Origin of the sequence: Pantoea eucrina, assembly GCF_020079945.1 — a bacterium.
Lineage (GTDB): Bacteria > Pseudomonadota > Gammaproteobacteria > Enterobacterales > Enterobacteriaceae > Pantoea > Pantoea eucrina.
The window spans coordinates 1,837,408-1,859,645 of record NZ_CP083448.1; the positions used below are offsets into that span (position 1 = coordinate 1,837,408).

Consider the following 22,238-nt stretch of genomic DNA (forward strand, 5'->3'; position numbering starts at 1 on the left):
TTGCCTTTTAAAGGTAGTCCAACGGCGAACATTGTCCAGCAAGCAGCCTGAGGCGAGCCGGAAAGCTGCCAACTCTGTGATCGCGCTGGCACTACCAGACGCCTGCAACGCTTTTTGACGGCGGCGTCTGCCGGCTTTTACTTAACGCACAGCTGCTGCGCGCGATCGATAATCGGCTGCAGCGACATTTTACTGCCGGGATGCGCCTTATCATCTGCCAGGATAGTATTAATCGACTGCAGCGTGCCCTGCCCCGCATCGGCACGCGCCAGCGCTTTTTCATTCAGCGGGTACTGCAGTAGCGTGCTGGGGTTAATGGCAAACAGTGCGCCATCCTTTTCACAGGTCAGCATCACCTCTTCACGCGTGAAGGGCCACTTTGCCTTACCGATTTCAAAACGACTGACCGTAATAATTTCGCCCGCCAGCGCCTGGCTGCAGAGCGCCAGCAGCAGGCAGGCAGGAATCACTTTTTTCAGCAAAATATTGACCTCATTTCATCTTCACTGACACGGCAGGCAGACAGATTACCCGGCGGGTTTTCCGGCGCTGCCGCTGATGTGGCAGCAGGATACGCCGCCCGATTCAGCGTGTCGAGACCTGCAGTGCGATCCGGTTGCCCTTGATCCTGCTGCATGAAACCATTATTTTTGCCGCTGATTATCAGGAGAAAAGCATGCGTTATAATCTTGCACAGCTGTCGCAGGAAGAGAAAGACAAAGTCAACGTTGAGCTGGCGGCGGCAGGCGTCGCGTTTAAAGAGCGCTACAATATGCCGGTCGTGGCGGAGATGGTTGAACGCGAGCAGCCGGAAGCGCTGCGCGACTGGTTCCGTCAGCGCCTGATGCACTATCGCCAGGCTTCGCTCAGCCTCTCCCGCCTGCCCTACGAACCTAAGCAGAAATAGTCTATGTTACGCGTGATAGATACAGAAACCTGCGGCCTGCAGGGCGGCGTGGTAGAGATCGCCTCGGTGGATGTCATTGACGGGCAGATTGTCAATCCGATGAGCGATCTGGTCTGCCCGGATCGCCCTATCAGTCGTCAGGCAATGATGGTGCATCGCATCACAGAAGCGATGGTGGCGGATAAACCTCCGATAGAAGCGATCATCAGCCGCTATCACGGCAGTCCGCACTATGTGGCTCATAACGCCAGCTTTGACCGCCGCATGCTGCCCGCCATGCCGGGTGAATGGATCTGTACCATGACGCTGGCGCGCAAACTGTGGCCCGGCATTAAATATGGTAATCAGGCGCTGCGGCACAGCCTGAAACTTGAGGTGACGCCGCCTGCAGACCTGCATGCACACCGCGCGCTTTATGACTGCTACGTTACCGCCGCGCTGCTGATCCGTATTATGGAGATCTCCGGCTGGAATCCGGCGGAGATGGTAAGCCGGACTGAACCGGCTGCGCTCTCCGGCGATATCTTTCCATTTGGCAAATATCGCGGACAGAGTATCAGCGCTATTGCGCGCCGCGATCCGGGTTATCTGCGCTGGGTACTGGACAATGTCCGCGATCTGCGCCCGCCGCTGCGGCAGGCGCTGCGTAAATATGTCAAAGACGATCAGTAATCCACCCGATCCGGCAGGCTGCCCTGCGCCAGCGCAATCAGGAACGTAAATTCCTGCGCAACGCCCTCATAGGATTTGAAGCGTCCCGACTTACCGCCGTGGCCGGAATCCATGTCGGTACAGAGCAGCAGCAGCGCGTCACTGGTTTTATATTCGCGCAGCTTTGCCACCCACTTAGCGGGCTCCCAGTACTGCACCTGTGAATCGTGCAACCCCGTGGTGATCAGCAGATGCGGATACGCCTGCGCGGTCACATTATCATAGGGGCTGTAACGGCTGATGTAGTGATAGGCGTCGGGCTGTTCCGGATTGCCCCACTCATCATACTCGCCGGTGGTTAACGGGATAGTGGGATCGAGCATGGTTGTCACCACATCCACAAACGGCACCTGCGCTACCACGCCGTGGAACAGGGTCGGTGCCATATTGACAACCGCGCCCATCAGCAGCCCGCCCGCGCTACCGCCCATGGCGTAGAGACGCTGCGGATCGCCATAGCCTTTGGCCACCAGCCCCTGCGTCACGTCGATAAAATCGGTGAAGCTGTTCATCTTATGCATCAGACGGCCGCTGTCATACCACTGCTGGCCCAGCTCGCCCCCGCCGCGGACATGCACAATGGCATAGATAAAACCGCGCTGCAGCAGGCTGACGCGGCTGGCGCTAAAGTTCGCCTCCATTGTGCTGCCGTAGGCACCATAGCCATAGACCAGCAGCGGATTTTTACCGCGCTGAAAATATTTCCGATGATAAACCAGCGATACCGGCACTTCGGTACCGTCGCGCGTTTTGATCCACTGGTGCTCACTTCTGTACTCATCCGGATCAAAGCCTGGTATCGGCGTCTGTTTGAGGATGCGCCGCTCCCCGGTCTCCATATTCAGTTCAAACAGCGTATCGGGCGTGGTCATCGAGGAGTAGCCGTAGCGCAGCGTATCGCTCTCCGGCGTGGGGTTAAACGCCAGCCAGGTCACATAGGCGGGATCGTCAAACGCGATACCATAGCTCTCGCCGCTGGCGCGGTTAATCTGCCGCAAAGTACTGACGCCGCGCTGGCGCTCTTCTACTACCAGCCAGCTGCGAAACAGCTGGAAATCCTCCAGAACGACGTGCTCGCGCGCCGGTATCAGCGTCTCCCAGCGCTGCTCCGCCAGCCAGGCGCTGCGGTAGAGACCGAAGTTCTTGCCGTCGCGGTTCGAGCGGATATAAAAATTGTGGTTATAGTGGTCGATGCTGTATTCGTGATCGCGCCGGCGCGGGCAGAATACCTGCGGCTGCGCGTCAGGATACTCCGCGTCCAGCAGCAGGATCTCACTGGTGGTGGTGCTGAAGAGCGCAATCAGAATAAAGTGCTCTGACGTGGTTTTATGCACGCTAAGATGAAAGCTCTCATCCTTCTCTTCATATACCAGCTGGTCATCACTCTGCGGATGGCCCAGCTCATGGCGCCATATCTGATACGCCAGCAGCGTTTTCGGATGTTTGCGCACATAGTAAAGCGTACGCGAGTCGTTTGCCCAGGCTACGCTGGATGAGGCGTTATGTAATACTTCAGGATACCAGCTGCCGCTCTGCAGGTTACGAAAGCGGATACCATACTGACGGCGCGATAAAAAATCTTCCGCCAGTGCCATAACCTGATTGTCCGGGCTGATATCCAGCGCTCCCATGGTGTAGAAGTCGCTGTGCGCAGCGCGCCGGTTGCCGTCAAGCAGCAGCTGCCAGGGTGCGTCCGCTCCGCCCTCAACCGGCTGCCGATAAAACGCTGCATATTCGTTGCCAGCCTCATAGCGGCGCTGATAGCGAAAGCCGTTTTTCGTATAGGGCACAGAATAGTCCTGACCCGGAATACGATCGACAATCTCTTTCAGCACCTTCTTCTGCAGTGCATTCTGCGACGCCATCATCGCCCTGCCGTAGCGGTTCTCCTCCTGCAGATAGGCAAGCACGCTGGGGTCTTCACGATCGTCATCGCGCAGCCAGAAGTAATCATCAGTGCGCGTATCGCCATGCAACGTCATGACATGCGGAATTTTTTTTGCCTGCGGCTGTTTCATAACGCGGTTTCTCCCGGAGAAATCGTTTTATGCAAGCGTGGCACCAATCAGGCGGGAATGCCAGAACTGCCGCAGGCGCAGCTGTTTCAGACCTCTCAGCCAGCAGATTCTGCGGCGATATCTCGCTGGATCCCGTCACGCACATCCTGCGGAATTTTCAGCGCATCGCCCAGCGCGGTGAGATAACTGCGCTCCATAAAGTGGTCGATATCGACAGCTGCACAGCTGAGCACGTAGAGCTCCAGCGCCTCCTCTTCGTTTTTTACCCCGGCCGCCAGCCACTGCGGATCGAGCGGACGCGCCATCGCCTGCTTAATCAGGCTTTCCGCCTGCGCGCCATAGCCCGCCTGCTGAATCTGTTTCTCAATTGCAGCCTGTTCAGCCTCATCGATATGACCATCACTTTTGGCAGCAAATACCAGCGCAGCGATCAGCCGTTCTGCGCGCTGGTCAGGCGGCGTTTGCTGCCCGTCAGTGCCGGATGCGGACGGATACGCTGTGCGGATACGATCTTTATATTTATTCCATAACAGCGCACCGGCTGCCGCACCGCCGCCCAGCAGTAGCGCCTTGCCGCCAAATTTTGTCAGCAGCTTACGTGACGATTTGCTGCCCGCCAGCACGCCTGCCAGCCCACCCAGTGCCCCGGGCCCCAGGAGGTCACCCAACCCGGAAGTCCCGCCCTTTTTCTTTGCCAGAACCGTCTGAAGCTGCTGCAGCCACTGATTCATTGTTTAACTCCCGTTTAAGTTAGCCCGCTTTATCCTGGCGCAACCTGCGTCAGAAAATGTCAGAGCGGGCAAAGTACGGAAAATCTTTACCGGCGTAAAACGTGAGCGCGCAAACGTTTTCGTATATACTGCTGGCGCTTTTTTGACTGCTAAGGTGACAGGTATGACAACTCTCGGAACGGCACTGCGACCCGGTGCCACGCGCGTTATGCTGCTGGGCTCAGGCGAGCTGGGTAAAGAGGTCGCGCTGGAGTGCCAGCGTTTAGGTGTGGAAGTGATCGCCGTCGATCGCTATGCCGATGCGCCGGCGATGCAGGTTGCGCATCGCAGCCACGTAATCAATATGCTGGATGGCGAGGCGCTGGCTGCACTGATTGCCCGTGAACAGCCGCACTTTGTGGTGCCGGAAATTGAGGCGATTGCCACCGATACGCTGGTTGAGCTTGAAGCCCGGGGGCAGAAAGTGGTGCCGACCGCACGCGCCGCACGCCTGACCATGAACCGGGAGGGGATCCGTCGTCTGGCCGCTGAAGAACTGAACCTGCCCACCTCACGCTATCAGTTTGCCGACAGCCAGGCGCACTTTTTTACCGCAGCGGAAGCGATAGGGTTTCCCTGCATCGTGAAGCCGGTGATGAGTTCATCCGGCAAAGGTCAGAGCTTTATTCGCAGCGCGGACGCGCTGCAGCAGGCGTGGGATTATGCCCAGCAGGGTGGCCGTGCCGGTGCCGGCCGGGTGATTGTTGAAGGCGTGGTCAGATTCGATTTCGAAATTACGCTGCTGACGGTCAGCGCCGTTGACGGCATCCACTTCTGCGCCCCGCTCGGCCATCGCCAGGAGGAGGGAGATTACCGCGAATCCTGGCAGCCGCAGCAGATGAGCGCCGCTGCCCTCGCACGGGCGCAGGAGATTGCGGCCAGCGTGGTAAACGCGCTGGGTGGATATGGCCTGTTTGGCGTTGAGCTGTTCGTTTGTGGTGATGAGGTGGTGTTCAGCGAAGTGTCGCCCCGCCCGCATGATACCGGCATGGTGACGCTGATTTCTCAGGATCTCTCTGAGTTCGCTCTGCACGTGCGGGCGTTTCTCGGGCTGCCGATCGGCAGTATTCGCCAGTATGGACCGGCGGCGTCAGCCGTGATCCTGCCGCAGCTGGAGAGTCAGGATGTGCGCTTTGCGCACGTTGATGCCGCGCTGGGCGCGGGTCTGCAGCTGCGTCTGTTTGGTAAACCGGAGATCAGCGGACAGCGGCGCCTGGGCGTGGCGCTGGCAACCGGAGAGAACACGGAAGAAGCGGTGGCGCGCGCCGTCGCCAGCGCGGCCGCGATAACTGCCGAAGGCTGACAGCGCTGGCAGCAGGTCAACGCGCCTGCTGCCAGATATCTGCTTCCTGAGCTACCGCGCGCCCGCTATCGCCTCACGCGCCAGTTGCGTGATCCGCTCCCAGTCACCCTGCTGCAGCGCCTCATCCGGCACCAGCCACGAGCCGCCGATACACAGCACGCTTTTCAGCGCCAGATAGTCACGATAGTTTGCCGGTGTAATGCCGCCGGTCGGGCAAAACCGTACCTGCGGAAAAGGTCCGGCAAGTGCTGAAAGCGCCTTTACGCCGCCGCTGGCTTCAGCCGGGAAGAACTTGAATTCGCGCAGGCCATGATCCATACCCATCATCAGCTCTGACACGGTGCTGATCCCCGGGATCAGCGGTACCGGCCCCTCTGTTGCGGCCCGCAGCAGCGACTCGGTCAGTCCCGGGCTTATCACAAACTGCGCGCCTGCATCCGTGACCTCTTTCAGCTGCTGCGTATTGATAACCGTACCGGCGCCCACAATCGCTTCCGGCACCTCACGAATAATGGCGCGCAGCGCATCCATCGCAACCGGCGTACGCAGCGTCACCTCCAGCACCCGGATACCGCCTGCGACCAGCGCTTTTGCCATCGGCACAGCGTGCTCAGGCTGCTTCACCACAATGACCGGCACGACCGGTCCGGTGCTCAGCACCTGCTCTGCACTTATCTTCCAGTTCTTCATGAGGTTTCCCTGGTCACCGCAGCCCCGACGGCTGCGTTCTCATCATTAGCACTTTACCATACAAGATAAAACGGCTTTGCGTCTATGCAACACCACGTGGTGATGCTGCTGTAGACTCTCTCTGCTATGGGCGTTGGCACGCGCTGCGCAAAAAAATACCCCTGCATGGCAGAGGTATTGGTTGAGTCTGAATAGCGCATCCGTACGACGGGCGATTACTCGCTAAATTCGTTCCATGAACGGCCGTCGCGGGTGATCATCGCAACGGAAGCCACCGGGCCCCAGGTGCCTGCCTGATACGGTTTAGAGGCATCGCCATCCGCATTCCAGGCCTCGATAATCGAATCCACCCAGCCCCATGCTGCTTCTACCTCATCGCGACGGACAAACAGCGCCTGAATGCCGCGCATCGATTCCAGCAGCAGACGCTCATAGGCATCCGCCAGATGTGACTGATTAAAGGTTTCTGAATAGCTCAGATCCAGCTTAGTGGTCTGCAGCTTATGCTTGTGATCCAGCCCTGGTACTTTGTTAAGGATCTCGATATCCACACCTTCATCCGGCTGCAGACGAATAGTGAGTTTGTTCTGCGGCAGTTCAGAATAGGAGTCTTTGAACAGGTTCATCTCCGGGTTCTTGAAATAGACGACGACCTCAGAGCATTTGGAAGGCAGACGTTTGCCGGTGCGCAGGTAGAAAGGTACACCCGCCCAGCGCCAGTTATCAATATCAACGCGAATAGCCACGAAAGTCTCGGTTGCGCTCTGCTTGTTAGCGCCCTCCTCTTCCAGATAGCCCGGTACTTTTTTACCCTGTACAAATCCTGCCGTGTACTGACCGCGTACGGTTTTTTCACGCACGTTGGTTTGATCGATCCGGCGCAGTGAACGCAGTACTTTTACTTTCTCATCGCGGATTGCATCTGCACTGAGATCGGAGGGCGGTGACATAGCAATCATGGTCAGTACCTGCAGCAGGTGGTTCTGAATCATGTCGCGCATCTGGCCCGCTTTATCAAAATAACCCCAGCGGCCTTCAATCCCCACCTCCTCTGCCACGGTGATCTGCACGTGGTCGATGGTGCGGTTGTCCCAGTTATTCACAAAGATTGAGTTAGCAAAGCGCAGCGCCAGCAGATTCAGCACCGTCTCTTTGCCCAGATAGTGGTCAATACGGAACACCTGGCTCTCGTCAAAGAATTTACCCACGCTGTCGTTGATTCCACGCGAGGTTTCCAGCGAGGTACCCAGCGGCTTTTCCATTACCACGCGGGCAGGTTTTGCGTTCAGCTTCGCTGCGCCAAGCCCTTCACAAATGGCACCGAACGTGCTCGGTGGCATAGCAAAGTAGTTAATGGTTACGCGCTCTTTTTGATCGAGCATTTTACCCAGTTTGGTGAAATGCGTTGTATCGTTCACATCGAGGTTACAGAAGTCGAGACGGCCGCTAAGCTTATCCCACAGCGCTTCATCAATCTTCTCTTTCATGAAGGTTTCCAGCGCCTCGCGTACCACTTTGGTATAAGCCGCTTTATCCCACTCCGCACGTCCTACTCCGATAATACGGGTGGTTTCGTGGATCTGACCAGCTTTCTCCAGCTGATACAGCGAAGGCAACAGTTTACGGCGTGCAAGATCGCCTTTGGCACCGAAAATCACCAGATCGCATGCCTGGGCTGTTTGTGTTACCGCCATTTTCCTCTCCTCGTTGCAGGATCTCCCGGATGTGCATCCTCACCATCCCGGACCTTTATTGTCATGTTCTTACGGCACAATGTACTTTTTTCGCCGCGCCAGGACAAGCGAGCGTCCCGCTGTTCATCGCGACGTCGCGTAACCAACAGGCCGGCGTCCCTGACCAGGGTTTACGTCAGTCATTACAGACGGGGCCTGCAGAAGTATGACAAAGAATTCAGCTTCGCATTTATCTGCCGCTGCGCGAAGGCGTGCTTCACAGAGCAAATTTTACTAAATCATGGTGATGTAAGCGCTTTCATGTCTGTGCGGTGCCGTTCGGGCGCATTTTAGCTCTGCTATGCAGCCGTGTTATACCGATGCTAAAAATGCGCAAGCAAAACCGGGGTTATCCTGTGCCGCGTTTTAGCGTGATAGATCGCTCCGCACTTTGACAAAGCAGACCCATCTTAACAGGGTCAGACATTTGGTGTACCTTAGGTGTAAGCGTTTACCTGGCGTTAATACTTCAAGCCCTTTTGCGTCAACACCCTGGAAGCAGTATCAATAGCCAAACAGAGACACGCGCATTGTAAATTTAATGCCAATCAATCAGATAGAATAAAAGGATCACCGAATGACCAGCCCTACAGCTTTCATCTCAAAATCCCCGTCACGTCGTCTCAGAAGAACCAAGATTGTTACTACCCTCGGCCCGGCAACCGACCGCGACAATAACCTTGAAAAAATCATCGCGGCAGGCGCTAACGTAGTACGCCTTAATTTCTCCCACGGCACGCCCGAAGATCACCAGCAGCGCGCCGATCGCGTACGTCAGATAGCCGCCAAGCTGGGGCGTCACGTGGCGATTCTCGGCGACCTGCAGGGGCCAAAAATCCGCGTCTCTACGTTTAAAGAAGGGAAAGTATTTCTCAGCGTCGGCGATCGTTTTCTGCTTGATGCGAACCTGAGCAAAGGTGAAGGCGACAAAGAAAAAGTCGGCATCGATTACAAAGGATTGCCGGAAGATGTCGTGCCGGGCGATATTCTGCTGCTCGATGATGGCCGCGTACAGCTGAAGGTGCTGGAGGTGCAGGATGTGAAAGTCTTCACTGAAGTTACCGTCGGTGGTCCGCTCTCTAATAACAAAGGTATCAACAAGCTGGGCGGCGGCCTCTCTGCCGAAGCGCTGACTGAAAAAGATAAGCTGGATATCGTCACGGCGGCAAAAATCGGCGTTGATTATCTGGCGGTGTCATTCCCGCGCAATGGCGAAGATATGAATTACGCCCGTCGTCTGGCTCGCGACGCCGGCTGTGATGCAAAGCTGGTGGCCAAAGTGGAGCGCGCAGAAGCGGTTGCGACACAGGAAGCAATGGATGATATTATCCTCGCGTCTGACGTCGTCATGGTAGCGCGCGGCGATCTGGGCGTTGAAATCGGCGATCCGGAACTGGTTGGTATTCAGAAAGCGCTGATCCGTCGCGCCCGTCAGCTGAACCGCACCATCATTACCGCCACGCAGATGATGGAATCGATGATCACCAATCCCATGCCAACCCGTGCGGAAGTGATGGATGTGGCCAACGCCGTGCTGGATGGTACTGACGCCGTGATGCTGTCAGCGGAAACCGCAGCCGGGCAATATCCGGCGGAAACCGTTTCTGCGATGGCGAAAGTCTGCCTCGGCGCTGAAAAGATCCCAAGCGTAAACGTCTCCAAACATCGCCTGGACGTGCAGTTTGACAACGTCGAAGAAGCGATCGCGATGTCAGCTATGTATGCGGCAAACCATCTGCAGGGTGTTTCTGCCATTATTACCATGACCGAATCAGGCCGTACCGCGCTGATGACGTCACGTATCACGTCAGGTTTGCCGATTTTTGCGATGTCGCGCCATGAGCGTACGCTGAACCTGACCGCTCTCTATCGCGGCGTGACGCCGGTCTATTTTGACAGCAACAACGACGGTGTGGCTGCCGCCCACGACGCGGTAAATCTGCTGCGCGATAAAGGTTTCCTCGTCTCCGGCGACCTGGTGATTGTCACCCAGGGTGATGTGATGGGCGCAACCGGTACCACCAACACCAGCCGCGTGCTGCGCGTCGACTAACGCCGACGCGTTACGCGTAGCGGCTGTAAAAATGGACAAACGCGACTGCTCTGGCGGTCGCGTTTTATTTTGCATTTTCAGGGAGGCTTGATGGCCCGCTACCAACCTATTGCCCGCTTAACCGGACGTACGCTGCTGTTTCCACTGGCGCTGGTCCTGTTTGAGTTCGCGACTTATATCGCTCATGACATGATCCAGCCCGGCATGCTGCTGGTCACGCAGGAGTTTGCCGTCGGCCCGCAGTGGGTCTCCACCTCTCTGACTGCCTATCTGATGGGCGGCGTGGTGCTGCAGTGGCTGCTGGGCCCGCTATCAGATAAGTATGGCCGGCGTCCGGTATTGCTTTCCGGCATCCTGTTTTTTGTGCTGGCCTGCATCCTTACCACCTGGGTCAGCACAATTGAGCAGTTTGTCACGCTGCGCTTTGTTCAGGGCATCAGCCTCTGCTTTATTGGCGCCGTCAGCTATGCGGCGGTGCAGGAAGCGTTTGAAGAGGCGCTCGCGGTGCGGGTAATGGCTCTGATGGCGAATGTGGCGCTGCTGGCGCCGCTGGCCGGTCCGCTGGCCGGGGCGGCATGGCTTACCGCAGGCAGCTGGCGCAGTATGTTCTGGCTGTTTGCGATCTGCAGCGTGATAGCGTTTATTTTACTGTGGCGCATCATGCCGGAAACGGCAGGCGATCGCAGTCGCTCCGTAGCGCTGCCGGTGCTGGCGCGCGGCTATGGCCGGCTGGCGCGCGATAAACAGGTGATGTACGGTTCCTTTGCTATCGGCCTGGTGTTTATTCCCATTCTGACGTGGGTGGCGCTGTCTCCGGTGATCCTCATGCACGATGAGGGCCTGTCGCGCATGCATTATGCCCTGCTCCAGCTGCCGGTGTTTCTGGCTATGATTGCCGGCAATCTGACGCTGGGCAAACTGGCAGGCCGCGTACCGATTGAACAGCCGGTAAAACTGGCCGCCTGGCCCATCTTAATCGGACTCGGCATAGCGCTGATTGCCAACCTGATGAACAGCCACACCTACCTGCTGTTAACCGCCGGACTCAGTCTCTACGCGTTCGGGACTGGCATGGTGAATGCCGGTCTCTATCGCCTGACGCTTTACGCCAGCAGTGAAGGCAAAGGCAGTATTGCCGCCATGCTGGGAATGATCAGCATCCTGACGCTGGCAGCGGGCATTGAGCTGGCTAAAGCGGGCTATTTTCACGGCGGTACGCCGTGGTTCAGTACGCTGAATTTTGCTGCGGGTCTGCTGTGGTTTGTGCTGGTTACGCTGTTTCTGCGTGAGCGCAGACGACTGAGCAGGGTCGAAGAGGTCGTATAACCGTGCGCTGCCGCTACGCACTGCGGGTAGCGGCAGCATACAGAATCACTTACGCGGATAGAGATCTTTACGCCGGTAAGGCTCGATATCCCCCTCTTTACGCGTTTTCAGCAGCTTCAGGATCCAGGTGTATTGCTCCGGATGCGGCCGCACAAAAATCTCCACTTCTTCATTCATACGGCGTGCCAGCCTGGTGTCATCCGCATCCACCAGATCGTCCATCGGCGGCCGCACGTAGATCTCCAGGCGGTGCGTTTTACTGTTGTATACCGGAAACAGCGGCACTACCCGCGCCCGGCAGACTTTCATCAGTCGTCCCACTGCCGGCAGCGTAGCCTTGTAGGTTGCAAAGAAATCGACAAACTCGCTGTGCTCAGCACCGTGATCCTGATCCGGCAGATAGTAGCCGTAGTAGCCCTGACGCACTGAGGCGATAAAGGGCTTAATCCCGTCGTTGCGCGCATGCATACGGCCACCAAACCGGCGGCGTACGGTGTTCCACAGATAATCCATTAGCGGATCGCTCTGATTGTGAAACATCGCTGCCATCTTCTGCCCTTCCGACGCCAGCAGCATGGCGGGGATATCCACGCCCCAGCCGTGCGGCACCAGGAAGATCACATTCTCATTGTTATTCTGTAAGTCAGTAATAATTTCACGGCCGTGCCACTCTACCCGCTGGCGCACCCGCTCCGGGTTGCGCATGCCGAGTTCTGCCATCATCGCCATCGCCTGCGGCGCGGTAGCAAACATGCGGTCAGCAATCTCTTCGCGCTGCGCTTCACTCAGTTCCGGCAAGCAGTAATAGAGATTGATCAGCGCACGACGCCGCGCACTTTTTGCCAGCTTACCGGCAAAGGTGCCTAAGCTACCAAGGACCGGATCGCGCAGGCGTGGCGGCAGCATTGCCATGCCCGCCAGCGCACCAACCGCCAGCCAGCTTCCCCAGTATTTAGGTTTTAAAAAAGAACGTTGAAAAACGGGAATAAACTCGCTGTTATTTTTTTTTCGGGTTTCCATGCACTCGCCTCTGACAATGACGGCTCAATAATAGTGACGGCAGCTATTTTTGCAATCTTCACGCGCCTGAAAGCAAAAAACCGACGAATTAATCGTCGGTTTTACGTTTATTCGCCGCCGGACTTTTACAGCGCCAGCTGCGGCAGCCAGGTTTTAACCTGTGCAAGGTAGGTACTGCGATCTTTCCCGGTCAGCCCTTCCATACGCGGCATTTTCGCCGTCAGCGGGTTAACAGCCTGATTATTAATCCACACCTCGTAATGCAGGTGAGGACCGGTTGAGCGCCCGGTATTACCCGAGAGCGCGATGCGATCGCCGCGTTTAACTTTCTGCCCCGGCTTTACCAGCGCACGGCTCAGGTGCATATAGCGCGTCATATACTGACGGCCGTGACGAATCGCCACGTAGTTGCCCGCAGCTCCGCCATTTTTAGCCACCACCACTTCGCCATCACCGACGGCCAGCACCGGCGTCCCCACCGGCAGCGCAAAGTCGACGCCTTTATGCGGTGAGATGCGCCCGGTTACCGGGTTGAGGCGGCGCGGGTTAAAGTTTGAAGAGACGCGATACTGCTTAACCGTTGGAAAGCGCATAAAGCCCCGCGCCAGACCCGAACCGCTGCGATCGTAGAACTTGCCATCTTCCGCGCGGAAGGCGTAGTAATCTTTGCCGCCGCTGTGCACGCGCACGCCCAGCAGCTGGCTCTGGGCACTTTTGCCATCCAGCATCTCGCGCGACATCAGCACGCTGAACTCATCGCCCGAACGCAGTTTGCGAAAATCCATCTGCCACTGCATCGCTTTAATGACGTTGCTGGTTTCAGCGCTGCTCAGACCGGCACGCTGCGCACTGGCAGCAAAGCTGCCGCGCACTTCCCCTTTCAGCACGCTGTTTTGCCATTCGCCTTTTTGCATCTCCTGCTGCATGCTGAAGCTGCCATTTGGCTGACGCGCATAGGTACGGGTTTCACGGCGGTTGATTTCCCAGCTAAACGCCTGCAGCTGCCCTTCTGCATCCAGCGTCCAGCTCAGCTGCTGGCCCACCTGCAGATTGCGCAGCGCTTTATCACTGGCGACCAGCGCATTGATGTCGCTGAGATCGATGCCATACTGATTCAGCGCGCTGCTTAATGTATCGCCAGATGAAATGGTGTAGTCATGCTGATCGGGATTGTCAGGCACATCTTTGTCGATATCGTCCGCCGGCAAATCCTCTTCAGGTTCGGCCGTGGTTTGATCGATAGGCTCGCTGGCTTCCGGCAGCAGAGTGCGCAATGCGTTTTTATCCAGCGCAATCTCTTTGACAATCGGCGCAACGTCATGGGGATGATAGACATACGGCCGCCAGACAGCGACGGCCAGTGTGACAACGGTTAATGACCCCAGCATAACGCGGTGGGGGCGCGGCAAATTATTAAATGCGAGGGCGACAGAGCGGGCTATCTGCTGCACTTTTATCTTTTCCTCTATGCTCCATTCAGGCAGCTCGCATACTGGCTCGACAGCTGTGAGAGGAATTTCACATAACTGTCTTTGGTTAAGCTGATCCCCATGCCTAATGGATCCAGCGTGCCTTTGCGTACGCTGGTGCCACGTGACACGGCATCGATGACCGCCGGCCTGAATTGTGGCTCAGCAAAAACGCATACGGCTTTTTGCTCAACCAACTGTGTTCGTATTTGATGTAAACGCTGAGCGCCAGGCTGGATTTCAGGATTGACGGTAAAATGCCCCGCGGGGGACAAACCGTAGTGTTTCTCAAAATAGCTATACGCGTCGTGAAAAACGAAATAACCCTTGTTCCGCACCGGCGCAAGCTGCGCGCCAATGTGTTTGTCCGTCTCGGCCAGTGCTGCTTCAAACTGCTGCAGATTGGCGTCAAGTTTGGCTTTGCTTTCGGGCATAAGTTCCAATAATTTTCCGTGGATTGCAACAGCGGATTCTTGTGCAATCTTCGGTGACATCCACAGGTGCATGTTATATTCACCATGATGATGGTGAGTATGAGATGAGTCCTGATCTTCGGACTTATCTGAGGCGTGCCCTTCTTCGTGCCCATCCTCATCTTCTCCGCCCCGAATCAGCTGAGATTTCACCGCCGGCAGCGCGGCGATTTCCAGGTTCCTGCTGGCGGGCAGAGCGGCGGCAGGTTTGGTCAGGAAAGCCTCCATTTCAGGCCCGACCCAGATGACTAAGTCCGCGTTTTTAATGCGTTTTACATCAGAAGGACGGAGTGCGTAATCGTGTTCCGAGGCGCCATCCGGCAGCAATACTTCAACCGGCGTAATGCCTTCTGAGATCGCAGCTGCGATAAATCCTAACGGTTTGATTGACGTGACGACCGCTGAGTGGGCCGGAAGCGCAAGCGCGGCTAAAATGGCAGTGGCAGAAAGGTTAAAAAACAGGCGCTGCTTATTGTGTAACATAATGCGTCATTCCATCGTGACTGGGTGATGGAATGTGATATTATAACATTCTAATTTCAATGCAACCCGTAAATTATATGTCTTCACTTGTTACACTTGACGATATTTCAGTGACCTTTGCCCAGCGCCGTGTGCTGGCAGGTATCTCGCTGACGCTTCAGCCTGGTAAAATTCTGACCCTGCTGGGCCCTAACGGCGCCGGCAAGTCAACGCTGGTGCGAACGGTTTTAGGTCTGCTGACGCCGGACCGCGGCAGTGTACAGCGCGCGCCGGGTCTGCGTATTGGCTACGTGCCACAAAAATTGCATATCGATCCCACGCTGCCGGTTACCGTAGAACGCTTTATGCGTCTGACAGGCGGCAGCAGGCGTGCCGATATCCTGCCGGCGCTGAAGCGCGTACAGGCCGGGCATCTGCTGCAGGCGCCGCTGCAGAAACTCTCCGGTGGTGAAACGCAGCGCGTATTGCTGGCGCGCGCCCTGCTGAACCAGCCGCAGCTGCTGGTGCTGGATGAACCGACCCAAGGCGTTGATGTAAACGGTCAGGTGGCGCTTTACGATTTAATCGATCAGCTGCGACGCGAACTTAACTGCGGCGTGCTGATGGTCTCACACGATCTGCATCTGGTGATGGCGAAAACCGACGAAGTGCTGTGCCTTAACCACCATATTTGCTGTTCCGGTACGCCGGAAGCGGTGTCGCAGCATCCTGAGTTTATCGCCATGTTTGGTCCGCGCGGCGCACAGCAGCTGGCCATTTACCGGCATCAGCATAACCATCGTCACGACCTACAGGGACGTATCGTTTTACGCAAAGGAAACAGCCCGTCATGATTGAATTATTACTTCCCGGCTGGCTCGGCGGCGCGCTGCTGGCGCTGGCGGCCGGACCGCTCGGCTCATTTGTGGTCTGGCGCCGTATGTCCTACTTTGGCGATACCCTGGCGCACGCCTCGCTGCTGGGGGTGGCTTTTGGCCTGCTGCTGAACGTTAACCCTTACTACGCGGTTATCCTGGTGACAATCTGTCTGGCGCTCGGCCTGGTATGGCTGGAACGTCGCCCGCATCTGGCCATTGATACGCTGTTAGGGATTATGGCGCACAGCGCGCTTTCACTTGGTCTGGTGGTGGTCAGCCTGATGCAGGGAGTCCGCGTTGATCTTATGGCCTACCTGTTTGGTGACCTGCTGGCGATTACGCCAGACGATCTCTGGCTGATGGGCGGCGGCGTTGCCATTGTACTGGTGGTAATGGCGTGGCAGTGGCGCGCCCTGCTCTCTATGACCATCAGTCCGGAGCTGGCGCAGGTTGACGGCGTGAATATTCAGCGTACCCGGCTGATGCTGATGCTGGTGACCGCCCTGACGATCGGCGTCGCAATGAAGTTTGTCGGCGCGCTGATTATTACCTCACTGCTGATTATCCCTGCCGCAACGGCGCGCCGCTTTTCGCGCTCTCCGGAACAGATGGCGGGCTGTGCAACGCTCGCCGGACTGATCGCCGTGACCGGTGGCCTGACGTTCTCCGCCACCTATGATACCCCTGCCGGCCCCTCTGTCGTGCTCTGCGCCGCCGTGCTGTTTATACTCAGCATGATAAAAAAACCGGCTGTCTGAGCCCTCCGTTTTCGCGATGCAAAACGGGCACCTGAGGTGCCCGTTTTTTGTCTGCCTGCGTGCTGCACCCTACTCTTCGCGCACGATATCAAAGTGCCGGTAAGCGTGCTGCGTTGCCATACGGCCGCGCGGCGTACGCTGAATAAATCCCTGCTGGATCAGGAAAGGCTCTATGACATCCTCGATCGTTTCGCGCTCTTCGCCTATTGCTGCCGCCAGGTTATCCAGCCCTACCGGGCCACCCATAAACTTATCGATAATCGCCAGTAGCAGCTTGCGGTCCATGTAATCAAAACCCTGCGTATCGACATTCAGCATATCCAGCGCGCTGGCCGCCACGTCACCGCTCATGTTGCCTGCGGCACGGACATCGGCAAAATCACGCACGCGGCGCAGCAGACGATTGGCGATACGCGGGGTACCACGTGCGCGACGGGCCACTTCCAGCGCGCCCTCTTCACTCAGCGTCAGGCCGAGACAGGCCGCGCTGCGGCTGACAATGTGCTGCAGATCCGGCACGTTATAGAACTCAAGCCGCTGGACAATGCCGAAACGATCGCGCAGCGGGGAGGTCAGCGACCCGGCGCGCGTCGTCGCGCCAATCAGGGTAAACGGCGGCAGATCGAGCTTGATTGAGCGGGCGGCCGGCCCCTCACCGATCATGATATCCAGCTGATAATCTTCCATTGCCGGATAGAGCATCTCTTCCACTACCGGGGAGAGACGGTGGATCTCATCAATAAACAGGACGTCGTGCGGTTCGAGATTGGTGAGCATCGCCGCCAGATCGCCCGCTTTCTCCAGCACCGGCCCTGACGTCGTGCGCAGATTAACGCCCATCTCATTCGCCACGATATTCGCCAGCGTGGTTTTTCCCAGCCCCGGCGGGCCGAAAATCAGCAAATGGTCAAGTGCATCGCCGCGCAGCTTCGCCGCCTGGATAAAAATCTCCATCTGTTCGCGCACCTGCGGCTGACCGACATACTCCGCGAGCAGCTTCGGGCGAATAGCACGATCCAGGCTCTCTTCTTCATTATATGAACTGCCCGAGACCAGGCGATCGGCTTCAATCATGTGTTACCTCAGATAGCTGCACGCAGCGCTTCGCGGATCAGGGTTTCGCAGTCTGCGTCAGGTTTGCCCACTTTGCTGATCATGCGGCTGGCTTCCTGCGGTTTATATCCCAGTGCCACCAGTGCAGCCGCCGCTTCTGCTTCAGCGTCGTTGCTCTCCGGCGCGACCGCTGGGGTCGTCAGCGTGAAGGCTGAGTCGCCGCCAAAGAGGTCGCCATGCATGCCTTTAAAGCGATCTTTCATCTCAACCACCAGGCGCTCAGCGGTTTTTTTGCCGACACCCGGCAGCTTCACCAGCGAGGCGACCTCTTCACGCTCAACAGCGGTCACAAACTGCTGCGCTGACATGCCCGATAGGATCGCCAGCGCCAGCTTGGGGCCAACGCCGTTGACTTTGATCAGCTCGCGAAAGAGCGCGCGCTCCTGTTTGCTGTTGAAACCAAACAGCAGCTGGGCATCTTCACGCACCACGAAATGGGTGAAAATGACCGCCTCCTGGGCGATCTCCGGCAGCTCGTAGAAGCAGGTCATTGGCATATGCACTTCATAACCGACGCCGTGCGCTTCAAGCAGCACCAGCGGCGGCTGTTTTTCCAGAATGTTGCCTCGTAAACGACCAATCACCTGAGCAATTCCTTAATCTGTGAGTAAGCGGTGCAGGGTATTCCCTGTGACCAGCGCAGCCGCTGGCGGTGTGATAGCGGCTATGTATAACATAAAAAAGGCTGGATGCATATCCAGCCTGTTAGCGCGTCTGATGGCAGCTTAACCCGAGCGCAGCCGCCCGCGCGTCATCACCAGTTTGCTGTCGCTCATGCGCGCCGCATTCTGGCTAACGTGGCAGTGGGTGATGGCGATAGCCAGCGCATCTGCCGCATCCGCCTGCGGGTTGGCCGGCAGTTTCAGCAGCGTGCGGACCATATGCTGCACCTGGCTCTTCTCCGCCCCGCCGGTTCCGGTAACCGTCTGTTTGACCTGCCGCGCCGCATATTCAAACACCGGCAAATCGGCATTGACCGCGGCCACAATCGCTGCGCCGCGAGCCTGGCCAAGTTTCAGTGCCGAATCCGCATTTTTCGCCATAAACACCTGCTCAATCGCAAAGTAGTCAGGCGAAAACTGCGTGATGATTTCGCAGACGCCGGCATAAATCAGCTTCAGGCGTCCCGGTAAATCGGTCACGTTGGTGCGGATACAGCCGCTGCCCAGGTAGCTCAGCTGACGGCCGGTCTGACGGATAACGCCGTAGCCGGTAATGCGCGAGCCGGGGTCAATCCCGAGAATAATCGCCACAGCACGCCTCCGGTTGCCGGAAAAATAACCACGCCATTACAGCGTTTCCGCCACCTCGTCAGAGATCTCACCGTTGTGATAAACCTCTTGCACGTCGTCGCAATCTTCCAGCATATCGATCAGCCGCAGCAGTTTTGGTGCCGTTTCTGCATCCAGTTCTGCTTTGGTTGACGGGATCATGGAGACTTCAGCGCTGTCAGCTTTCAGACCGCCCGCTTCCAGCGTATCACGCACGTTGCCCAGCTCTTCCCACGCTGTGAAGACATCGATGGCACCGTCATCATAGCTCACCACATCTTCCGCACCCGCTTCCAGTGCTGCTTCCATCACCGCATCTTCATCCTGACCCGGAGCAAAGGAGATCACTCCTTTTTTGCTGAAGAGATAGGAGACAGAGCCGTCAGTGCCCAGATTACCGCCGGTTTTGGTGAAGGCGTGGCGCACTTCTCCGACGGTACGGTTACGGTTGTCACTCAGGCATTCGATCATTACCGCAGAGCCGCCCGGACCGTAGCCTTCATAAATAATGGTTTCCATATTGGAATCATCTTCGCCGCCGACGCCGCGTGCAATGGCGCGGTTCATGGTGTCGCGCGTCATGTTATTTGAGAGCGCTTTATCCATCGCTGCGCGCAGACGCGGGTTAGAACCTGCATCGCCGCCGCCCAGCTTCGCGGCAGTGACCAGCTCGCGAATGATTTTAGTAAAGATCTTGCCGCGCTTGGCGTCCTGCGCCGCCTTACGATGTTTTGTGTTCGCCCATTTACTGTGACCAGCCATCTTACATTTTCTCCGATCTTTTACAGGGTGCAGGCTATCTTGCCTGCGCTCTTATCCCCGGCAGCATCCACGCCATCCGCACGCAGAGATCTGCGCGGCGGTGGTGGCGCTGACGATGAACAATTGCGCTGCGCCGATAACGCCTGACTGCTCAATGTTAGCGGTGCGGTTTGATAAAACAGCACACGATAGTTGGACGAAGGGAATACGCTTCGTCGAATGTGTGGAATTTACCCTGGTTGCCACCGGAAAACACGCGGCGGCGCTCGCTCAGATAAACTCTTCAATCGCCTGGCGATTGCTCCAGGATTTGGTTAACGCCGCAGCCTCTTCAGCGATCAGCCAGCGGGCAGCCAGGTGCTCACTCAGCAGCGGCATCCGTTCAGCCGGCAGCGCCAGCCGGAACCAGTGCTCGCGATTGTGCGTTATGCCTGGCGCATAGCGGTGACGAAAATGAGGGAAGATCTCAAATTCAATCTGCCGCTGGCAATCTTCAAGCTGCAGCCCTTCGCCACAGATATCGATCGCCAGCTCTTCCGCCACTTCGCGTGCTGCAGCCTGAGCCGGCGTTTCACCCGGCTCCAGACTGCCGGTGACCGACTGCCAGAAGCCGTGATCATCGCGCCGCTGCAGCATCAACACCCGGCCGGTATCTCGCGCAAAGATCACCACCAGCACCGATACCGGATGTTTAAAGCCCATTACTGCTGCTCTGGCTTTTCTTTCTTCGCGACAATCTGAATGCCCAGATCGCTCAGCGCAGCTGGATTTGCCAGGCTTGGTGCTTCCGTCATCATACAGGCTGCCGCCGTGGTTTTCGGGAAAGCGATCACGTCACGAATATTATCGGTGCCGGTGAGCAGCATAGTCAGACGATCAAGGCCAAACGCCAGACCGGCGTGCGGCGGCGTACCATATTTGAGCGCGTTCAGCAGGAAGCCAAACTTCTCCTGCTGTTCTTCAGCCGTAATGCCGAGAATGCTGAACACGGTCTGCTGCATCGTCCCGTTGTGGATACGCACAGAGCCGCCGCCCACTTCGTAGCCGTTGATCACCATATCGTAGGCATTAGCCACTGCCTGCGTCGGCTCGGCTGCCAGCTGCTCCGCCGTAAGCGACTTAGGTGAGGTAAACGGATGGTGCATCGCTGCCAGACCGCCTTCGTCATCCTCTTCAAACATCGGAAAGTCGATGACCCAGAGCGGTGCCCAGGCTTTCTCGTCGGTGATCTTCAGGTCGCGGCCAGCTTTCAGGCGCAGTGCACCCAGCGCATCCGCCACAACTTTAGCGCGATCGGCGCCAAAGAAGATCAGATCGCCATCCTGCGCGCCGGTGCGATCCAGAATCGCTTCCACGATCTCAGGCGTCAGGAATTTAGCCACCGGACTCTGCACGCCTTCAGCGCCACTGGCGCGGGCGTTGATTTTCATCCATGCCAGGCCACGTGCACCATAAATCTCAACAAACTTCGTATATTCATCAATCTGCTTACGCGTCAGCGTCGCACCGCCCGGCACGCGCAGCGCAGCAACCCGTCCTTTGGCGTCGTTCGCCGGACCAGAGAACACCTTAAACTCTACGTCTTTCAGCAGATCGGCAACGTCCACCAGTTCCATCGGATTACGCAGATCGGGTTTATCAGAGCCGTAGCGGTTCATCGCTTCTGCAAACGTCATCAGCGGGAAATCACCCAGATCAACGCCTTTGATCTCAAGCCAGAGCTCGCGGATCAGGCGCTCCATCTTCTCCCGCACCTCTTCCGCGCTCATAAAGGAGGTTTCAACGTCGATTTGCGTAAATTCAGGCTGGCGATCGGCCCGCAGATCTTCATCGCGGAAGCATTTTACAATCTGATAGTAGCGATCGAAGCCGGACATCATCAGCAGCTGCTTAAACAGCTGTGGCGACTGCGGCAGCGCATAGAACTTGCCTTTATGCACGCGGCTTGGCACCAGATAGTCGCGCGCGCCTTCCGGCGTTGCTTTGGTCAGCATCGGCGTTTCAATATCCAGGAAACCTTCACTGTCCATAAAGCGGCGAACAAAGCTGGTAATTCTGGCGCGCGTTTTCAGGCGCTGTGCCATCTCCGGGCGACGCAGATCGAGGTAACGATAGGTCAGACGCGCTTCTTCGCTATTGACCTGGTTGGAGTCCAGCGGCAGCGGCTCCGCGCGATTAATGATGGTCAGCGCGTGGGCAAACACTTCGATATCGCCGGTCGCCATATCGCTGTTGCGGTTTTTCTCTTCACGCGCGCGCACCGTACCGGTGATCTGGATGCAGAATTCGTTGCGCAGCTCAGACGCCAGCTGGAAAGCCTCCTGATAATCGGCATCAAAAAACACCTGAGCGATCCCTTCGCGGTCACGCATATCGATAAAAATCAGGCTGCCGAGATCGCGACGGCGATTAACCCAGCCGCAGAGAGTAACTTGCTGACCCACATGAGACAGGTTGAGCTGTCCGCAATATTCTGTACGCATAACGTATCCTTTTAACTTCGCCGCTGCTGCCAGGCAGC

At 57.1% G+C, this 22,238-nt stretch carries 21 protein-coding genes; 7 read left to right on the top strand and 14 right to left on the bottom strand.

Annotation, left to right across the window (positions count from 1 at the left end; genetic code table 11):
- Positions 1–137: 137 nt before the first annotated feature.
- Entirely contained in the window at positions 138–485 is a 348-nt protein-coding gene (locus LAC65_RS08635; protein WP_039384858.1) for a YebY family protein, read from the bottom strand.
- A gap of 191 nt (positions 486–676) precedes the next feature.
- Between LAC65_RS08635 and LAC65_RS08640 the strand changes: the two genes are divergently transcribed.
- Positions 677–907, top strand: coding sequence for a DNA polymerase III subunit theta (locus tag LAC65_RS08640; RefSeq protein WP_039385974.1), 231 nt, complete (start codon positions 677–679; stop codon positions 905–907).
- Positions 908–910: 3 nt separating this feature from the next.
- Positions 911–1,579: an exodeoxyribonuclease X gene (gene exoX, locus LAC65_RS08645; RefSeq protein WP_039384860.1), complete on the top strand. Its 669-nt coding sequence runs from the start codon at positions 911–913 to the stop codon at positions 1,577–1,579.
- On the opposite strand, the gene LAC65_RS08650 is transcribed toward exoX, so the two are convergent.
- Positions 1,573–3,636: a prolyl oligopeptidase family serine peptidase gene (locus tag LAC65_RS08650; RefSeq protein WP_039384862.1), complete on the bottom strand. Its 2,064-nt coding sequence runs from the start codon at positions 3,634–3,636 to the stop codon at positions 1,573–1,575. The genes exoX and LAC65_RS08650 overlap by 7 nt on opposite strands.
- A 95-nt stretch (positions 3,637–3,731) precedes the next feature.
- Positions 3,732–4,367, bottom strand: a complete 636-nt coding sequence (locus LAC65_RS08655) for a tellurite resistance TerB family protein (RefSeq protein ID WP_039384864.1) — start codon at positions 4,365–4,367, stop codon at positions 3,732–3,734.
- Between the two features lie 163 nt (positions 4,368–4,530).
- On the opposite strand from LAC65_RS08655, the gene purT reads away from it, so the two are divergent.
- Entirely contained in the window at positions 4,531–5,709 is a 1,179-nt protein-coding gene (purT, locus tag LAC65_RS08660; protein WP_039384867.1) for a formate-dependent phosphoribosylglycinamide formyltransferase, read from the top strand.
- 51 nt (positions 5,710–5,760) lie between these two features.
- Here the strand turns inward: purT and LAC65_RS08665 are convergent, their stop codons facing one another.
- A complete protein-coding gene (locus LAC65_RS08665) occupies positions 5,761–6,399 on the bottom strand; it encodes a bifunctional 4-hydroxy-2-oxoglutarate aldolase/2-dehydro-3-deoxy-phosphogluconate aldolase (protein WP_039384868.1) in 639 nt (212 codons plus the stop codon).
- Positions 6,400–6,614: 215 nt separating this feature from the next.
- On the bottom strand, positions 6,615–8,093 hold the full coding sequence (zwf, locus tag LAC65_RS08670; RefSeq protein WP_039384870.1) for a glucose-6-phosphate dehydrogenase: 1,479 nt from the start codon (positions 8,091–8,093) through the stop codon (positions 6,615–6,617).
- A 616-nt stretch (positions 8,094–8,709) separates the two neighbouring features.
- On the opposite strand from zwf, the gene pyk reads away from it, so the two are divergent.
- The gene (pyk, locus tag LAC65_RS08675; protein WP_052246499.1) at positions 8,710–10,185 is read left to right on the top strand and encodes a pyruvate kinase; all 1,476 of its coding nucleotides are present in this window, start codon (positions 8,710–8,712) and stop codon (positions 10,183–10,185) included.
- 90 nt (positions 10,186–10,275) lie between these two features.
- On the top strand, positions 10,276–11,511 hold the full coding sequence (locus LAC65_RS08680; protein WP_224144703.1) for an MFS transporter: 1,236 nt from the start codon (positions 10,276–10,278) through the stop codon (positions 11,509–11,511).
- A 45-nt stretch (positions 11,512–11,556) separates the two neighbouring features.
- On the opposite strand, the gene lpxM is transcribed toward LAC65_RS08680, so the two are convergent.
- From lpxM to znuA, 3 genes are all read right to left on the bottom strand, one after another.
- Positions 11,557–12,531 carry a lauroyl-Kdo(2)-lipid IV(A) myristoyltransferase gene (gene lpxM, locus LAC65_RS08685; protein WP_039384875.1) on the bottom strand — a complete coding sequence of 325 codons (975 nt, stop codon included), beginning with the start codon at positions 12,529–12,531 and terminating at the stop codon, positions 11,557–11,559.
- Positions 12,532–12,656: 125 nt separating this feature from the next.
- On the bottom strand, positions 12,657–13,982 hold the full coding sequence (gene mepM, locus LAC65_RS08690) for a murein DD-endopeptidase MepM (RefSeq protein WP_039384878.1): 1,326 nt from the start codon (positions 13,980–13,982) through the stop codon (positions 12,657–12,659).
- Between the two features lie 14 nt (positions 13,983–13,996).
- Positions 13,997–14,956 (bottom strand): zinc ABC transporter substrate-binding protein ZnuA, encoded by a 960-nt coding sequence (gene znuA, locus LAC65_RS08695; protein WP_071668886.1) that lies wholly within the window; start codon positions 14,954–14,956, stop codon positions 13,997–13,999.
- A gap of 77 nt (positions 14,957–15,033) precedes the next feature.
- Here znuA and znuC point away from each other — a divergent pair, with 77 nt between their 5' ends.
- Positions 15,034–15,789 (top strand): zinc ABC transporter ATP-binding protein ZnuC, encoded by a 756-nt coding sequence (gene znuC, locus LAC65_RS08700; protein ID WP_039385977.1) that lies wholly within the window; start codon positions 15,034–15,036, stop codon positions 15,787–15,789.
- Positions 15,786–16,571, top strand: a complete 786-nt coding sequence (gene znuB, locus LAC65_RS08705; RefSeq protein ID WP_039384882.1) for a zinc ABC transporter permease subunit ZnuB — start codon at positions 15,786–15,788, stop codon at positions 16,569–16,571. Before znuC ends, znuB begins: the two co-directional genes overlap by 4 nt.
- Before the next feature lie 69 nt (positions 16,572–16,640).
- Here the strand turns inward: znuB and ruvB are convergent, their stop codons facing one another.
- From ruvB to aspS, 6 genes are all read right to left on the bottom strand, one after another.
- Entirely contained in the window at positions 16,641–17,645 is a 1,005-nt protein-coding gene (gene ruvB / locus LAC65_RS08710) for a Holliday junction branch migration DNA helicase RuvB (protein WP_039384885.1), read from the bottom strand.
- Between the two features lie 8 nt (positions 17,646–17,653).
- Positions 17,654–18,268: a Holliday junction branch migration protein RuvA gene (ruvA, locus tag LAC65_RS08715; RefSeq protein ID WP_039384888.1), complete on the bottom strand. Its 615-nt coding sequence runs from the start codon at positions 18,266–18,268 to the stop codon at positions 17,654–17,656.
- Positions 18,269–18,409: 141 nt separating this feature from the next.
- On the bottom strand, positions 18,410–18,937 hold the full coding sequence (ruvC, locus tag LAC65_RS08720; protein WP_039384890.1) for a crossover junction endodeoxyribonuclease RuvC: 528 nt from the start codon (positions 18,935–18,937) through the stop codon (positions 18,410–18,412).
- A 36-nt stretch (positions 18,938–18,973) separates the two neighbouring features.
- Positions 18,974–19,717, bottom strand: a complete 744-nt coding sequence (locus tag LAC65_RS08725) for a YebC/PmpR family DNA-binding transcriptional regulator (protein WP_039384891.1) — start codon at positions 19,715–19,717, stop codon at positions 18,974–18,976.
- Positions 19,718–19,987: 270 nt separating this feature from the next.
- Positions 19,988–20,419, bottom strand: coding sequence for a dihydroneopterin triphosphate diphosphatase (gene nudB / locus LAC65_RS08730; protein WP_039384893.1), 432 nt, complete (start codon positions 20,417–20,419; stop codon positions 19,988–19,990).
- Positions 20,419–22,200 (bottom strand): aspartate--tRNA ligase, encoded by a 1,782-nt coding sequence (gene aspS / locus LAC65_RS08735; protein ID WP_039384894.1) that lies wholly within the window; start codon positions 22,198–22,200, stop codon positions 20,419–20,421. Before aspS ends, nudB begins: the two co-directional genes overlap by 1 nt.
- Positions 22,201–22,238: the final 38 nt, after the last annotated feature.

Excerpts from the sequence above, each read along its gene's own strand:
- purT (WP_039384867.1), top strand. The coding sequence starts at position 4,531 with ATGACAACTCTCGGAACGGCACTGCGACCCGGTGCCACGCGCGTTATG.
- LAC65_RS08725 (WP_039384891.1), bottom strand. The coding sequence starts at position 19,717 with ATGGCTGGTCACAGTAAATGGGCGAACACAAAACATCGTAAGGCGGCG.
- LAC65_RS08640 (WP_039385974.1), top strand. The coding sequence starts at position 677 with ATGCGTTATAATCTTGCACAGCTGTCGCAGGAAGAGAAAGACAAAGTC.
- pyk (WP_052246499.1), top strand. The coding sequence starts at position 8,710 with ATGACCAGCCCTACAGCTTTCATCTCAAAATCCCCGTCACGTCGTCTC.
- aspS (WP_039384894.1), bottom strand. The coding sequence starts at position 22,200 with ATGCGTACAGAATATTGCGGACAGCTCAACCTGTCTCATGTGGGTCAG.
- LAC65_RS08650 (WP_039384862.1), bottom strand. The coding sequence starts at position 3,636 with ATGAAACAGCCGCAGGCAAAAAAAATTCCGCATGTCATGACGTTGCAT.
- LAC65_RS08655 (WP_039384864.1), bottom strand. The coding sequence starts at position 4,367 with ATGAATCAGTGGCTGCAGCAGCTTCAGACGGTTCTGGCAAAGAAAAAG.
- lpxM (WP_039384875.1), bottom strand. The coding sequence starts at position 12,531 with ATGGAAACCCGAAAAAAAAATAACAGCGAGTTTATTCCCGTTTTTCAA.
- znuB (WP_039384882.1), top strand. The coding sequence starts at position 15,786 with ATGATTGAATTATTACTTCCCGGCTGGCTCGGCGGCGCGCTGCTGGCG.
- nudB (WP_039384893.1), bottom strand. The coding sequence starts at position 20,419 with ATGGGCTTTAAACATCCGGTATCGGTGCTGGTGGTGATCTTTGCGCGA.
- znuA (WP_071668886.1), bottom strand. The coding sequence starts at position 14,956 with ATGTTACACAATAAGCAGCGCCTGTTTTTTAACCTTTCTGCCACTGCC.
- LAC65_RS08665 (WP_039384868.1), bottom strand. The coding sequence starts at position 6,399 with ATGAAGAACTGGAAGATAAGTGCAGAGCAGGTGCTGAGCACCGGACCG.
- znuC (WP_039385977.1), top strand. The coding sequence starts at position 15,034 with ATGTCTTCACTTGTTACACTTGACGATATTTCAGTGACCTTTGCCCAG.
- LAC65_RS08680 (WP_224144703.1), top strand. The coding sequence starts at position 10,276 with ATGGCCCGCTACCAACCTATTGCCCGCTTAACCGGACGTACGCTGCTG.
- zwf (WP_039384870.1), bottom strand. The coding sequence starts at position 8,093 with ATGGCGGTAACACAAACAGCCCAGGCATGCGATCTGGTGATTTTCGGT.
- exoX (WP_039384860.1), top strand. The coding sequence starts at position 911 with ATGTTACGCGTGATAGATACAGAAACCTGCGGCCTGCAGGGCGGCGTG.
- ruvB (WP_039384885.1), bottom strand. The coding sequence starts at position 17,645 with ATGATTGAAGCCGATCGCCTGGTCTCGGGCAGTTCATATAATGAAGAA.